Origin of the sequence: Bifidobacterium mizhiense (assembly GCF_020884755.1) — a bacterium.
GTDB classification, from domain to species: Bacteria; Actinomycetota; Actinomycetes; order Actinomycetales; family Bifidobacteriaceae; genus Bombiscardovia; species Bombiscardovia mizhiensis.
This window is the reverse complement of record NZ_BPWE01000001.1, coordinates 255980-270713: the sequence shown is the minus strand read 5'-3', so window position 1 is coordinate 270713 and position 14734 is coordinate 255980. Positions and strand designations below refer to the sequence as shown.

The 14734-nt window shown below is 62.2% G+C and carries 14 protein-coding genes; 2 read left to right on the top strand and 12 right to left on the bottom strand.

The window, feature by feature from the left end; genetic code table 11:
* The first annotated feature begins 2 nt into the window (after positions 1-2).
* Positions 3-1430, top strand: coding sequence for a proteasome accessory factor PafA2 family protein (locus LPC22_RS01105; protein ID WP_229131718.1), 1428 nt, complete (start codon positions 3-5; stop codon positions 1428-1430).
* Positions 1431-1531: 101 nt separating this feature from the next.
* Here LPC22_RS01105 and LPC22_RS01100 read toward each other — a convergent pair whose 3' ends face one another.
* From LPC22_RS01100 to LPC22_RS01045, 12 genes are all read right to left on the bottom strand, one after another.
* On the bottom strand, positions 1532-1819 hold the full coding sequence (locus tag LPC22_RS01100) for an HU family DNA-binding protein (RefSeq protein ID WP_015022121.1): 288 nt from the start codon (positions 1817-1819) through the stop codon (positions 1532-1534).
* 169 nt (positions 1820-1988) lie between these two features.
* Entirely contained in the window at positions 1989-4460 is a 2472-nt protein-coding gene (locus LPC22_RS01095; protein WP_229131717.1) for a lysylphosphatidylglycerol synthase transmembrane domain-containing protein, read from the bottom strand.
* A 2-nt stretch (positions 4461-4462) separates the two neighbouring features.
* The gene (purB, locus tag LPC22_RS01090) at positions 4463-5908 is read right to left on the bottom strand and encodes an adenylosuccinate lyase (RefSeq protein ID WP_229131716.1); all 1446 of its coding nucleotides are present in this window, start codon (positions 5906-5908) and stop codon (positions 4463-4465) included.
* A gap of 72 nt (positions 5909-5980) precedes the next feature.
* Complete coding sequence (locus tag LPC22_RS01085; RefSeq protein ID WP_229131715.1) at positions 5981-7408, bottom strand: alpha/beta hydrolase; 1428 nt, start codon at positions 7406-7408, stop codon at positions 5981-5983.
* Positions 7405-7734 carry a hypothetical protein gene (locus LPC22_RS01080; protein WP_229131714.1) on the bottom strand — a complete coding sequence of 110 codons (330 nt, stop codon included), beginning with the start codon at positions 7732-7734 and terminating at the stop codon, positions 7405-7407. The genes LPC22_RS01085 and LPC22_RS01080 overlap by 4 nt, the downstream gene beginning before the upstream one ends.
* A 126-nt stretch (positions 7735-7860) precedes the next feature.
* The gene (locus LPC22_RS01075) at positions 7861-8394 is read right to left on the bottom strand and encodes a DUF6466 family protein (protein WP_229131713.1); all 534 of its coding nucleotides are present in this window, start codon (positions 8392-8394) and stop codon (positions 7861-7863) included.
* On the bottom strand, positions 8391-9419 hold the full coding sequence (locus tag LPC22_RS01070; RefSeq protein ID WP_229131712.1) for a vWA domain-containing protein: 1029 nt from the start codon (positions 9417-9419) through the stop codon (positions 8391-8393). The genes LPC22_RS01075 and LPC22_RS01070 overlap by 4 nt, the downstream gene beginning before the upstream one ends.
* On the bottom strand, positions 9416-10492 hold the full coding sequence (locus tag LPC22_RS01065) for a vWA domain-containing protein (protein WP_229131711.1): 1077 nt from the start codon (positions 10490-10492) through the stop codon (positions 9416-9418). Before LPC22_RS01065 ends, LPC22_RS01070 begins: the two co-directional genes overlap by 4 nt.
* Positions 10489-11022, bottom strand: a complete 534-nt coding sequence (locus tag LPC22_RS01060; protein ID WP_229131710.1) for a hypothetical protein — start codon at positions 11020-11022, stop codon at positions 10489-10491. Before LPC22_RS01060 ends, LPC22_RS01065 begins: the two co-directional genes overlap by 4 nt.
* On the bottom strand, positions 11019-11951 hold the full coding sequence (locus LPC22_RS01055) for a DUF58 domain-containing protein (RefSeq protein WP_229131709.1): 933 nt from the start codon (positions 11949-11951) through the stop codon (positions 11019-11021). Before LPC22_RS01055 ends, LPC22_RS01060 begins: the two co-directional genes overlap by 4 nt.
* Complete coding sequence (locus LPC22_RS01050) at positions 11948-13003, bottom strand: AAA family ATPase (protein ID WP_373312847.1); 1056 nt, start codon at positions 13001-13003, stop codon at positions 11948-11950. Before LPC22_RS01050 ends, LPC22_RS01055 begins: the two co-directional genes overlap by 4 nt.
* Before the next feature lie 45 nt (positions 13004-13048).
* Entirely contained in the window at positions 13049-13837 is a 789-nt protein-coding gene (locus tag LPC22_RS01045) for a uracil-DNA glycosylase (protein WP_229131707.1), read from the bottom strand.
* A 148-nt stretch (positions 13838-13985) separates the two neighbouring features.
* Here LPC22_RS01045 and LPC22_RS01040 point away from each other — a divergent pair, with 148 nt between their 5' ends.
* Positions 13986-14630, top strand: coding sequence for a LytR C-terminal domain-containing protein (locus tag LPC22_RS01040; RefSeq protein WP_229131706.1), 645 nt, complete (start codon positions 13986-13988; stop codon positions 14628-14630).
* Positions 14631-14734: the final 104 nt, after the last annotated feature.

The following is a 14734-nucleotide window of genomic DNA, read 5'->3' as shown; positions in this document are numbered from 1 at the left end:
CCATGGCGGATGGGCATGGGACTGACTCGGACTTTCGCAGAATATTCGGCATCGAGACCGAGTATGGACTGAGCCTGACCGGCGCCAGTGCCCCCTACGCCGCTGGCAGGGTGGCCATGGCCATGTTCCGTCCTCTGATCGATAAGCACGGGTCAACCAACATCTATCTGCCCAATGGCGCTCGGCTTTATCTGGATGTGGGCTCCCACCCGGAGTATGCCACGGCGGAAGCCCGCGATCCGCTGACGGCACTGAAACAGGTGCTGGCCGGGGAGCGGATCATGACCGACCTTGCGGAGCGCGCCGGGAAACGTCTGACGGAGGACATGGGCAGGCCCGTGAAGGTGCATGTCTTTGCCAACAATGTGGATGCCCAGGGTCATGCCTTCGGTTGCCATGAGAACTACCTGCTGGATCGGGGAGTCCCCTTGGACATGATCGGAGCCTGCCTGGTCCCCTTTTTGGTCACCCGGCAGTTGATCACCGGGGCGGGTCGTCTGGACCCAGATGGCTTCCAGATCAGCCAGCGGGCCGACTTTCTGGATGAGGCGGTTTCCTCGGCCACCACCCGCGCCCGTCCCATGGTCAACACCCGTGACGAGCCTCTGGCCGATCCCGAACGATGGCGGCGTCTGCATGTGATTGTAGGGGATACAAACCGTTCGCCGTTGGTCACTTGGTTCAAGCTGGCCAGCACTCACTTGGTTCTGAACCTGATCGAGCAAGCCTGCCGTCAAGGCCGACGACCAGACCTGGCGGACTGGGCCCTGGCTGATCCCCGTGTAGCCGTCCGAGCCGTCAGCCGGGATCGGACCGGCCGGGTCACTCTGGAACTGCAGGCTTCCACGAAAACTGGCAGTATCAGCGCCCTGGGTCTGCAAGAGGCCTATTGGTCGGCCTGCAAGGATTTGGTTGACCAGCAGGAGGATATAGGCATCGATCGACGCCAGGCTCTGCAGGTCCTGCGACTTTGGAGGGTTGCCCTGGATGCGCTGGACGCGGGGCGTTGGCAGGATCTGGCTGACTGGGTGGATTGGGCCGCCAAGTTGCGGTTGATCCAGGGCCTGAGTCGACGAAGGAGCGGACGGGATCTGGCCGAGGCCCTGGATCTGGACTATCACGATCTGAGCGCCGGAAGATCCTTTCCTGGCCTGATCAGGCATGGGCTTATGCGCTCGCCGGTCGACGACTCGGAGATACGTCGCGCCATGGATCAACCTCCGGAGGATACCCGGGCCAGTCTGCGTGGCGACTTCGTCCGTGCAGCAGACCGGGGAACACGCACCTGGTCATGCGACTGGAGCCAGCTGGTCCTAGGCGGCTCTCACCGAGTAGAGGTTGCCCTGCCTGACCCCTTCGATCATCTGGGCCCACCCCGATACCATTCCTTGATGGACTTTCTCAAGAATGCCGCAGAACCTCGTGCCTAGAAGCCCAGTTTGCACCACGGGACTTCCATTAGGTCTTCTCTAACCAAGGAGGGCCCCAGCATCCGTGGATGGATGCCGGGGCCCTTGTAGAAAGGCTGGTTTCACTTCTTGTTGGTGACGGCCTTCTTCAGCAGCGAGCCTGCGGAGATCCGCACGCCGTAGCTGGCCGGAATCTTGATGGTCTCACCGGTGCGGGGGTTGCGGCCGGTGCGGGCGGCGCGCTTGACACGCTCGGCTGAAAACAGACCGGTCAGCTTCAGACCCTCACCGGACTTCATGGCCTCGACGAAGACATCCTGGAAGGCGTTGACAGCAGCTTCCGCCTGAGCCTTGGTCAGGTTGGACTTCTGCGCGATCTTCGACACGAGATCAGACTTGTTGTATGCCATAGAACATCCTTCTTTCGGGGGCCTCCCATTGCTTGATTTGGGGAAAGCCCAACGGTCAATGACTGATATTACCGCAGATTAGGCCCAAACACCGCATTTTTCGGGGGTTTCCGACATTTCATCAAGCGATTTTTGAGGTCCTTGGGAATGAAAGTGTCCAAAGGGCTCTTCAGATGCGATTGTGCTTGCTCAGCCAGCGCATGGCAAGGGCTCCCAGGGGGATGCGCAGCCAGTAGGTGGCTACACGGAAGACCAGAGTGGCCGAGATAGCCACGCCTGAGGGGACGCCAGCCAGGCGGAAGGCGGAGAAGAGCACAGCCTCTATGGCTCCTAAACCGCCAGGGGTGGGGACAGCCGAACCTAGCGTGTTGGCCAGAAGGAAGACGAAAGTGGTCTCGAAAACGTTGGTCCTGCAGCCGAAGGCCATCAGGGCGGCCCAGAAACTCATGCCCAAGGCGGCCGACTGCAGCACAGCCCCAAGTACGGCCACTACCAGCTGTCGGGGCTGAGTCAATATCTCCACAAGGTGGCGGGCATAGGAGGCCACAATGGGCATCAAGCGTTCCATGACCATTCGTCGTGTGTACGGCAGGGCCATGATCAGGGCTGCGATGATGGCCACTGTTCCGATGACGATGACCAGGGTGTTGGTGGGGATCATCCCGGATAGGGTGTTGCGCCCGGTGAACAGTCCGATGACGATCAGCAGGCAGAAGGTGGTCGCGAACTGGACGGCCACCACGGCGCTCATGATGGCCGTGGCCATGGTGTTGCCATAACCGTCCCGCCGCAGGAACTGCAGGTTGACGAAGGCCGGTCCCACTCCGGCAGGCATGGAGACCGAGGTGAAGGAGGAGGCTACCTGGGATAGGAAGATACCCTTGAAATCGCGCTTGGCCGGATCGATGAAGACTCCTAGGGTGATGGCGCAGCCCACCCAAGACAGTGATCCCAGCAGGAAGGAGAGTCCAGCCATCCAAGGATTGGCATTGCGGACGGCGCTGATGACCTGAGGCAGGTTGAACTGGGTGACAATGACTGCCACAGCTACTACCAAGAGGGCCAGGGCCACGAAGCTGCGCAGACTGAAACGTGAGAGGGTTACCTGGCCGGTCTCAGCCACCGACTCAGGGGGAGCCAGAGCCTGCAACTGTTTGCGCAGGTCAGTCAGAATCTGTCGATCCCAGCCGGGCAGGGCTTGGGTCTGTGCGGGAATGGCCACCATCTGACAGAAGGGTGACAGTCCCGCCAGGGTCTTGACCCCCCAGGAGGCACGGGCGGCATCAATGGCTTGATCCACCCCGATCATCGTGGCGATCAAGGCCAGAAGCTGGATCCGGTCCAGGGCGATGTTGGCCTGGGAGCTGGCGCTGTCGCCGTTTTCCCAGCCGGCGATGACCATGGAACCCGACTGGTCCATGGTCAGAGTCTCCGGGCGGATGCGGCGGTGTGTGAAGCCACGCTCGTTGGCCCGACGAAGGTAGTCCATCAGCTGCTTGGCCCTGTCGGCGTCCAGGTTCTCAGGTTCCAGGGGATCAAGATGGACATCATCCTCCAGTACCAGAATCGAGGATTCGGCGCTCTCCGTCAGACCATAGGGGTGCAGGGCCGGTAGCCCCAGATCCCGCAATTCAGTCAGCAGGGCCATGTGGTGTTGCATGGAGTTTCTGACTGACCGGTCCCGGCGCATGGAGACTCCGGACAGCTTGATCCACTGCCAGAGCTGCATCAGATAGCCCATGGTGTGCAGCTGGCCGTCCATGACCGACACCGTGTAGGTGTGGCCTTGCCCGTCATGGGCTCTGTAGATGCGGGAGGCCTCAATGAGGTCGTCGTCGAGGGCTGGCAGGGGTTGGCCATCGGAGTCCAGACTGGGATCCTGACGTTCCAGACTCGTGGCATGGATGCCGATGGAGGCTATCGCCTGCACTACCCCCTGCCCCCAGGCGCCCTTGTTCTGCGTGCCCGCCAGGTATCGGACGACCATGCCCATGATTCGTCCAAGGATAAGCGAGACCAGAACCCCGCTGGCCGAATTGGAGGATATGGCGACCATGATGATGGCCACGACGTATAGAGCGTTCCATCCCCACTTGACCGAGCTGCGCAGGCGACGGGGTCCTGCTGCGCTCAGGAAGGCAGCCAGACCGGCATAGAAGTCAGGCAGCAGGACGGGCGACCCTATGGCGTTCTGGGAGCTGAATGAGGCGATCAGGGTCGGGTTGCCCGCCTTCAGGATGAGGTTGGAGGTCAGCATGACCAGCCCAAACCCCAGGAACATGGCCAGGGGGGCGGTGATGGCCTGGATCCATTCTCTGTTAACCAGCAGATGGATAATCACGGCCAGGACCACGGTCACCGTCACCGCCTGCTGGAGGAAAGCGGTGGGTACGTCCATGAGCCAGTCCATGGCATTGCCAGCCTGGCGCATGTCAGACTCGACCCCGGCCGCTATTCCTTTCAGGTAGACAGCTGCCAGAGTGACCAGGATTCCCAGGATCAGGGCTGCCAGGGCTCGAAGTAGGTCTTCGGCATCATGGACCCGCTGGGGTGGGGTATCTCTGATGACGACCTGGTCTGCCTGTCCAGGGTGGGCGGAATCAGTGTCCTCGGGGGTGGTGGTCGACTGGGACGGGGTCATGGTCAGTCGCGATCGAAGTCCACCAAGGTTCCGGCTGCGCCGGTGTAGGTTGCCGGCGTCAGGGCCTTGAGCCGACTGGCCGTGTCCTGGTCCAGGTCCAAGCCGTCGATGAAGTGCTCGACATCCTCCCGGCCGATCCTCTTGCCCCTCATCAGCTCCTTGACCTGCTCGTAGGGGTGATCCATGCCTGAGCGTCCAGCCAGCCCAGCGGCCCGCATGGCCGTCTGTATGGGCTCGCCCAGAACCTCCCAATTGTTGTCCAGCTCGCGGGCCATCAGGGCCTTGTCGGGGTGGATGGTCTGCAGGCCGCCGTCCAGGTTGTCCAGAGCCAGCAGGCTGTAGCCCAGGGCCGAACCTATGTTGCGTTGGGTGGTGGAGTCGGTCAGGTCCCGCTGCCAGCGGGTTTCGGTGAGGGTGGTGGCCAGGGTGTCCAGCAGGGCTCCCGAGATCTCCAGATTGGCTTCGGCATTCTCGAAGCGTATGGGGTTGACCTTGTGGGGCATGGTGCTGGATCCTGTCGCGCCTTTGACAGGTTCCTGGGCAAAGACGCCACGGGAGATGTACATCCAGATATCCACGGCCAGATTGTGCAGGATCCGGCCCAGGTGGGCGATGCTGCCAAAGAGCTCGGCCTGCCAGTCATGGGACTCGATCTGGGTGGTCAATGGGTTCCAGACCAGGCCCATCCGCTCGGTGATGAAGGTCCGGGTCAGATCAATCCAATCCACCTGCGGCAGGGCGGCCATATGGGCGCCAAAGGTTCCAGTGGCACCATTCATCTTGCCCATGTAGTCCTGATTGCGGATCCTGTCCAGCTGCCGGTGCAGCCGGTGGACGTAGACCGCCATCTCCTTGCCCAGGGTGGTGGGTGTAGCTGGCTGGCCGTGGGTCAGGGCAAGCATGGGCAGATCACGGTATTGCTCTGCCATGGTGGCCAGATGGTTCTCGATCCGTGTGGCCTTGGGGAGCCAGACCTGTTCGACCCCGCCTCGTATGCAACGGGCATAGGACAGGTTGTTGATGTCCTCGCTGGTGCAGGCGAAGTGGACCAGGGGAGTCAGCCTGGGAAGTTGGGACTCGGGGCCAAGGGCTGTGGCTGCAGCCTCCAGACGGCGGTCGATGAAGTATTCCACTGCTTTGACATCGTGGTGGGTCTGGGCTTCGATACCTGCCAGTTCGGTGATGCCATCGGCATCAAAATCCTCGGGGACAGCCCGCAGATAAGCCTGCTCAGCCTCGGTCAGAGGCTTTACACCCGGCAGGACCGGGTGCTGGCCGTTGCCTTGGTAGCCGTTGGCCAGCATGATCATCCATTCGACCTCGACCCGCATACGCTCGCGGTTCAAGGCAGGTTCACTCAGGTAGTCCACCAGATCGGCGGTCTGCCTGCGGTAACGTCCGTCCAAGGGGTTGAGGGGGATGACTGGGGTGATTCGGCTCAGGTTCATGCCTCCAGCCTAGACGACCGGGTCAACCAGCAGGAATCGATATGAGTGCTCTTGGGGGTCCGCGTGTCCCGCTCATCGCTGCAGCCTTCCGCGGTAGTAGCGGGTCTCCTGCAGATCGCCCTCGATGGCATGGGCGAAGTGGTCGTCCTGGCGTCGTACGGCTGGTGAATTCTGATCGCGGGCATCAGCCCAGGCCGCCCGCTGGTAGGCCATGCCATGGGTGGATTCCTTGCCAGGGCCGGCAGTGGTCACCGACCGGCCAGTTTGGTTGCCGCCTGTAGGGGGAGGTCCGCCCGCCCTTCCCCTGACGGTCAGCTGATTGGGCCGCGAGGGGTTGTCGGCTCCATCAAGACTGGAGACCAGCTCCTCGCGCATCTCCACGCTGGTGACCCAGGTGTCTGACCCTATCTGGCGGTGAGCGATGGGTGATCCGACGGTCACGATGTGATCGAAGTGGTAACGGTTGGAAAGATCCGAAGCCATGGTGGCGGCCACGATGCCGCCCTGGGAATGACCTACCAGGCTGACCGGATCGTCCGGACGCACCCCGGCCTCCCGCATGGCCTGGTCCACTAGACGCAGGGAGGCCGCACTTTCGCGCACTGAAGCCTTGTCGCTCATGAGCTGGATGTTTTGGCCCCATCCGATGGGGGAATCGAGATGGGAGCTGGTGCCGGGTATGTAGACCAGCCAACGGTTCTTGCCGTCCGCCTCCCGATATCGTTGTACAGCGATGGTTGCGTAAGGAATGCCGTCCCGGCAGGATCCCAAGGCCTCCAGATTCTGCAGAGCGGTGGCGATGTCATGAGCCTCGCCCAACCCCTTGCCTTGTGGCTGGACAGGATCCATCGTGAGCCGGTCACCCTGAAGATGAGCGAGTATGAAGGGCACCAGCAGGCCTGGATCGGTGACCAATCTGCCAATAGGATCATGGTGGTCTGAAGTCAGGTCGGACGCGGCGGCGGCCAGCAGAGGCTGATGGATGCCGGCTGTAGTTTCCAGAAATTCCTGGAATTGCGAGGCATCCAGGTTGCCGGTCAGTTTAGCTGCTCCCAGGCTCAGACCGATGGTTCCCAACATGTACGGGGCGATGGGCTGAAAGAGGGTCACGGCCGTGGATATCAGGGAGTCCATCAGCTTTTCCATGAATGATTCCGCCTGCGAGTACAACCCGTAGGCCTTGGTCAGCCGATCGGCCACAGACTGGAGCTTGGTGCGTAGGTTTTCGCAGGACTGAGCTTGGTCACTGCAGAAGGTCACCATCAGATCCAGGGGCAGACGGGCGTGACCTGGTGGCGGCACGGTAGCCTGGGCGCAGGGGAGTGCCGGCAGTCCTGGCATGGTTCTGCGGATGGCCTGATCGGTAAGAATCCATTGTGTCTGCAGGGTGGCCAGGGCACCACCCGCCTGGTTGAGCCGGTCCGCCATGCCGGTCAGATGATCCAATTCGGTGCTGGTGTAACCGTTGGCGTCTGGTGCGGCGGTGATCGTCCGCTTCATGGCTGGCTCTCTTGATCGATCAGGTTCAAGGTGCGTCCTGCCTGGACACGCTGATCCTGGCAGAGGGCATCCATGGCCCGTACCTGGGCCCGGTAGGCCTGAGCGGCCTTTCCCTGCCAGTCGACCCTGAGAGCTTGGCCGGCTAATTCGCTCAGGTGCACCAGAGTTGTTCTCGACTGCCGAGCCATATCGGCCAGCATGGTCCGGCAACGGGCTGCCCGTGCGTGACAGGGGCAGGTTCCGGCCGCCTCAGGATCGGACAGGTAGGAGGACTGCTCGAGGAAGGAGCCCCAGGTGGGTAGTGACGATGGTGATGACTTGTCCATGCGTCTACTTCATCACCGCGGTCACGCTTGCATGGCGCCGATGGGGCTATGTGGTCGAATGTTGCCTGACCCGTTTTGATGGGGACAGGTCTTTGCAAATGGTTGAGCAATGCTTGGTAAGGCCGGTCACCAGGGTTTGACGCCCTTTTCCTGGTCCTGGTGGCCGCCCGTATTGCCTGTTGGGTTGGGGGAGGAGGAGGGATCGCTCTGTTGTTGGTTGCGCTTGAGCAGATCCTCCACCTCAGCCTCCTGCTGCTTGGTCAGCCCAGAGGATGAGCCCTTGCCTGATCCGCTTTTTCTATCCTGCCCATTCTTGGTTTTGTCCGCTTGTTGTTTTTTGAGTACCCGTTCCGTACGCTGGGTCAGCGCAGTGCTGGTCGCTTGGTTGGCCTGCGCGGCCTGCCTAGTCTTCGGCAGAAGCAAGGGACCCGGCCGCGCCGCTTGGTCGAAAAGGCGGTCTGCCTGATCTTGCAGTGCCTTGATTGCTGCCGGGTCTGCCTGTGGGTTTCGGGCCTGCCGGATGCTGGTGTTCAGTGTGCGCGTGGCCTCGTTGTAAGTGGCGATGGCTCTGACGTTGATCAGGCCCCATGCCCCGGCCAGTGCTGTTATCAGGGCTACAACAATAAGAACCAGACGCGTTCGAAGGATCTTCCTGCTCATAGCAATCTCCTCGAAGTACGGATCCATTGCCCTGCCTCAACCAGGACCAGGACCAGTTCCACCAGTGCCAAGGGCCAGACCAGTGGAGTGACATGTCGACGTACCTGGTCGACCGTGGTCACCCGGTAGCGCTTGGAGGACGAAGCTGTAGCACCCTCGCGGACGGTGACCCCCTTGGCCAGGGCCTGATAGTGGCCGCTCATCTCGTCGGCCATGGCCTTCAGGGTGTTCGGGTCCATGGCCGAGATGCCCGGCTGGCCGGTCTGCGGATCCTTCACCCAGCCTCCGGCATCGCTGCCGCCCACATCGGAGGTCAATGGCACCGTGCCTCCCTTGGCTGAACCGGTTCCCAGGACAAAAGCCTCGTCCAACCCTTCTCTAAGAGCGCTGAAGGATCGCCGTTCATCCCTGCCGGTCTGCTCCCCATCGCTGATCAGATAGAGCAGGATCCGGTCGTTGGGATGTCGGTCCTTGGTCTGCTTCAATGCCAGAGTCAGCCGATCCAGAGGAGCGTCCAGACTGGAACCCGAGGAACGGGAGGTGGGCTCTGTGGTCAGCCCACGGGCCCAGTTGTCCACAGCTCGTACGTCGGGGGTCAGGGGCAGATCGACGCTGGCCGAGGCACCGAAACTCAGAGCCGAGAAGGATGCATCCGGATAGATGTCGACCAGGTCTCGAACGGCCGCCTTGGCCGCCTCCAATCGGCTCATGCCGTCCTGGGTTCCATATCCGGCATCCTTGACTGCCATGGATCCGGTCACGTCAACCGCAATGAAGACATCAGTGGCGTTGACGGCCTTGTTGGTGGTTTTGCTGACGGTGCTGGGAGTCAGGACCATGAGGGCCAGGATCAGGACCATGGCGGTGCGTCGGGCCAGGGCCCAGCGATCGGCATCCGTATCCTGTCCCTTACGCAGTCCATGGATGACCAGCGCAATGGCCAGGAGCAAGAGCAGGCCTGCCAGAAGGCCGCCGGCCACCCAGCCCAGAGCAGGCTCAAAGGTCAGGGACTTGAGTATGTTCATCGCTTCAGCCTCCAGGCCAGGAGCAGATATGCGGACAGGGCCAGGGCCAGGGCTAGGGTCCACCAGCCGGGTGCATCCACCAGGCTGGACTGCTCCTGTTGGCGTGGGTCGGCTCCATGGCGACGTTCGATCCGGCGGACCAGCGCGTTGATGGAGTTCCCATCCTGCCGTCGCAGGAAGATACCGCCACGGGCTTCGATCAGCCGCTGCATCTGCTTGGTGGTCTCATCCTCGGTGCCCTGGTCCGGTCCCGAATAGAGCCCGTCCACCGCGATTCCCGCGGCCGAGGTCAGCTTGAGCGCCTCCTCCAGGGTGTACGTGGGTTTGCCGGAGACCACGTTATCGGTGGCCAGGACCAAGGAGCTCGAACGTTGGTCGGCCTTTGCCGGTCGGGTTTGGTTCTTGGGAGCGAATTGCGGCAGGAGCGCAGCGCAGCCCACCAGCCCGTCGCCGATCAGTGAGGTGGTGTCCCGGCGGTTCTGCGTGCCCTCCAGCCAGTCGCTGATGTCCTGGTACTGTCGTCCGCTCATGGCGTCGATGCGGTCCTGGGACTGCACTCCGTCCAGGATCCGCCGAGCCTTGCTTAATTCGGCAGTGATCATGTCATAGTCATCAGTCAGGGGGAAGACGGTGCGCGAGGTGGAATTGAAGATGCTCAGGGCCATGCGTTCGCCCCGGAAGTTGCGGACCAGATCGAGGTATGAGGCGATCACCTGCCGGTCGTAGGGCAGGGTGGACCCGGACACATCCAGACATAGGACGATATCGCGGTTATGACCCTGCTCCAATGTCCGATCGACCCGGGCAGGCCTTGCAGCCAGGCTCAAAACCATCAGCAGGGCCAGAGCGAGCAGGATTGCAGCGCAGCGGTTCAATCGCCGCCAGCGCCGCAGGGCCTCGTGGCCCTCCTCGGTGTCCAGGTCGCTGTCCAAGGTCCAGATCCGGGCTCCCGGTTCCTGATCCGGCTTGCCACGACGTGTCATATGGTGAGCCAGCAGGCCGAATGCCAAGGCCAGGGCCAGGGCCAGGACCGGCAGCCAGGGCCACCTCCAGGACAGATTGCCTATGCTCATCGTGGCCACCGTTCAATCAAATCCCGTACCCAGTCGGCTGCCTGATTCACCGTGGCGTCAGTTCCCTCGCTGTCCCGTGGAAGGGCGAATTCGGGCGGGTAGAGGGCATCTATGGTCTGTCGAAGCAGGTCCAGACCCTGTCGCGTACTCGGCGTGCGGGGCTGAGCCTGGATTTCGGCCAAAGTCTTGGATTTCATGTCGCTGTTCCAGGAGTGGGAGGCAAATCCACGAGCGATAGTGGCTAGTGCTGTCATGGCCTGGTCGCGGTCCAGATGGCCCTTGTCGTACTGGGCCACCACCTGATCAATCCGCCGACGCCATGCATCGAGGGAGTCAGAGCTCGCTTGGATCGGATGCTCTTCCTGCTGACGGCGGAACCTAGGCAAAAGAATGGCTGCTCCGGCCAGGGCCAGGGCCAGTATGATGGCGGTTGTTGTCAGAGCCAACAGCCAGGTGGGCTGGGTCATGGTGGGCATGACCTTGATTCGGCCATGATCGGACGCAAGACGAATCAGGACGACACCACTCATGCCGCCATCACCGTCCGTCGCATGGGGATGCCCGGTCTGCCGGCTGAAAGCAGGTGGATGAACCTGTTGAACATGGCTATGCTGGAGTCTGCCCGGATCAGGGAGGCCCCGATTCTGGACAGTTCCCGGCTAAAGGCCTCGATCTGATAGCGTCTGTGCAGGTCCACAGCTCGCGTCCCGTTCGCGGTTCGCAGGAAGGCTGGGATCCTGCGTCCGCTGGGCGCATCCGTTACCGAGCCCATAGCGGGCTGCTGGCGCAGGGGATTCATGGTCTCCACTCCGATGAGATTCAGGGGGTGGGTGGTTGCCAACTGTCGGATGGTCGGCATCAGGTCTACGTGCAATGCCGACTGGTCGGTGGCGATAACCAGCATGGCCTGCCGGTCCTGGATGCCGGCGGCGTAGCCCAGCAGGGCCTCAAGGTTGCGCGGCTGATCCAGCGGTGACTCCAGAGCTCGGTCCAGCGTCTGTTCGAATCGGGCGAAGCCCCCCTGGCAGGGTATGCGGCGGATGGCGGATGAATCGACCAGGACCAGATCCACCTCATCGCTGCGGCGCAGGCTTAGGGAGGCGAACATGCACAGGGCGTTGGCGGCTACCTGGATGGCCTGCTCCCCGTCAGGGCAGGTTCCGGACATCTCGCGGCCAACGTCCAGCAACAGCCAGACCTTGCTGGTAACCAGGCGCTCGCGCTCCACCACCATGGGCCGACCCATCCGAGCGCTGGCGTGCCAGTCGATCATGCGGGTTTCGTCTCCGAACTCATAGGCGCGCAGGTCGGCACGTTCGTCTCCACCGCCGCGTCGGCTGGAGGAGTGCTCACCCTCCAGCAGACCAAGGGCCCTGCGCACCGTAGGAAGCCGCAGGCTGGAGTCCAAGGACTCGATCCGCCTGCGGACCGGGTCGCGATCCGAGCGTCGACGGCTCATGGCACCGGCACCGTGTCGACGATCTGGTCGATGATGTCGTCGCTGCTGATGCCGTCTGCCTGAGCCTCGAAGGTCAGCAGGATCCGGTGGCGGAGTACTGAATGGGCCCAGTCCTTCAGATCCTCGGGAATGACGTAATCCCTGCCAGTCAGCAGGGCTCTGGCCTGGCCAATGCGCACCAGAGCGATGGAGGCACGCGGGCTGGCTCCCAGTCTCACCTGTTCGGCCAGCCCTTGGATGGGCCGCGATCCAGCCCCCCTGCTGGTGGCTGCCAGATCGACTGCATATCGCATGATGGGCTCCGCCACGTGGACCTGTCGGGCCTTCTGCCTCAAGAAGTCCACATCAGCGATGGTCAGTGCGTCCCGATCGTCCTTGCCGGGCATATCGGTGCCTCGGCTGGTCAGCATCTGCAGCATTCGGGTCTCCTGGTCGGCATCAGGATAGGTCATGACGGCCTTGAGCATGAACCGGTCCATCTGGGCCTCGGGCAGGTTGTAGGTACCCTCCTCCTCAATGGGGTTTTGGGTGGCGATCACCATGAAGGGCCGGGGTAGGGCTATGCGCTCGCCGCCGATGGTGGTGGCGCCCTCGGCCATGGCCTCAAGCATGGCTGACTGGGTCTTGGCGTTGGAGCGGTTGATCTCGTCCAAGAGAACGAAGTTGGCGTGAATAGGGCCCAGCTGTGTCGAGAAGCGCTGTGTGGAGAAGTCGTAAACCTGGGTGCCTACCAGATCCGAGGGCATCAGGTCGGGTGTGCACTGGATCCGCTTGAAGCTGCCGGAGACCGAGGTGGCCAGGGTCTGGGCGGCGGTGGTCTTGGCCAAACCGGGCACGGATTCGATCAGGATGTGTCCTGAGGCCACCAGCGTCAGGATAAGGGCCTCGCGCAGGTTCTCCTGGCCTACCAGAGTCCTTGAAAAGCGGGTTCGGATCCGGTCGGCCAACTGACGGCAACGTTGCAGGTCGTCCTGGCTGATTGGCGGAACCTGCCGGTTCTGACCGGACTGAACAGATGGGGACTGACTGGGTCGTGGTGGGAATAATGCCATAGCAGACATGGTAACGGCATTTCCTGACGATTCAGCCAGCCGGACTCAGGTCAGGGACCAGTCCACCGGCTCGGCGCCCATGGCCTCCAGCGCTTGGTTGGCCTTGGAGAACGGACGGGACCCGAAGAAGCCGTATCGGGCCGACATGGGGCTGGGGTGCGGGGATTTGATGATGGCCGCGTTGGTCAGCAGGGGCTCCAAGCTCTGGGCCTGCCTTCCCCAAAGAATGGCTACCAGGGGCCGGATCTTGCCCTCCTGGTCGCGCCTGTCGTTCAGAGCTCGGATGGCGGCGTCGGTGATCTCCTCCCAGCCCTTGTTCCGGTGGCTGGCCGGCTTGCCAACCCGAACAGTCAGGCAGCGGTTGAGCAGCATGACCCCTCGCCGGGTCCAAGGTGTCAGATCGCCGTTGGAGGGCGTGGGCAGGCCCAGGTCAGTACTCAGCTCGGCGTAGATATTGCGCAGGGAGCCGGGGATGGGGCTGACTGCAGGATCCACGCAGAAGCTCAGGCCTACCGGATGCCCGGGAGTCGGATAGGGATCCTGGCCCACGATCAGGACCTTGATGGAGTCGAAGGGGATGGTAAAGGCACGCAGGATGTTCTTGCTGGCAGGCAGATAGCGGTGGCCCTGGGCCAGCTCGGATCTGAGGAAGTCGCCCATCCGGTGAATGTTGGGTTCGACAGGAGCGAGAGCCTTGGCCCAGCCGGGATCCACCAGGGCACTCAGAGGTTTGCGATGGGGTCGGCCCTGGCCTCCTGCTATGGTCGGAGGGTTGGTACCGGTTCCGTTCGTCGGCGCGGGGAAGGTTGCGGCAATAGGCTGGCTGCTGTTCATAAGGTCACTATATCGCTTGGTGCTATGAGCCGGTCAGGGTTGTCATGGCTCTCCCAGGCTTGCGGGAACGTCGGATGGTCAGTGGGATGCTGCTCCGGCGTCCCATTACATATAATGGTTCAGGATCCGGTGGAGCAGAGGAGAGTTCATGGCTAGCACGCGCGACAATGGGACGCAGGCGCGCCCCCAGGTTCATGATGCGTTCGACAACCCTCCCAAGGGGCCGGTCGGTGTGCATCGGGGGCCTCGTTCCCTGTCGGTCAGGGTTCTGCCCTACCTGCTGGTGGTGGTCTTGGCCGTGCTGTGCGGACTGGGTTTATGGGCTGCAGTCAGTGGCTCCCTGCCATGGCAGCAGACGCATACCGATGCCTCCCGGGTCATCAGCAGCCATCTGCCCAAGCGGTCTGCATCCTCCTCTGCTTCAGAGAACAAGACCTCTGCTGAAGAATCCTCCCAGGGCCAGGCTTCACAACCGTCCTCGCAATCGCCTTCGGCGAGTGCATCCAGCAGCAGCCCGGCACCCGTGGTCAACAGGGGCACACAGGTGGCGGTCATCAACGGAACCAGGATCACCGGTTATGCAGGCAACAAGCGTCAGGTTCTGGTCAATGCCGGTTATACTGCGGTCACGGCAACCAACCCGCAGGGCGCTCTGCCTGGCGTAAGTACGGTCCGTTACCGTGACGAGGCTGACAAGGCTACTGCCCAGGAGGTGGCCAGCCTGTTGGGCATCACCCAGGTGGAGCAGTCCTCAGTGGCCTCCACTCCGGTGGAAGCCATCCTCATGCAGTGAGGTTCAAGCAACCGGACGACCAAGGAAATTCGATGGCAAAAGTTCCCGAATTTCGGCTCGGCGTTTTGCAATTGCCCTATCAATGGGCCTAAACTGACCTTGCC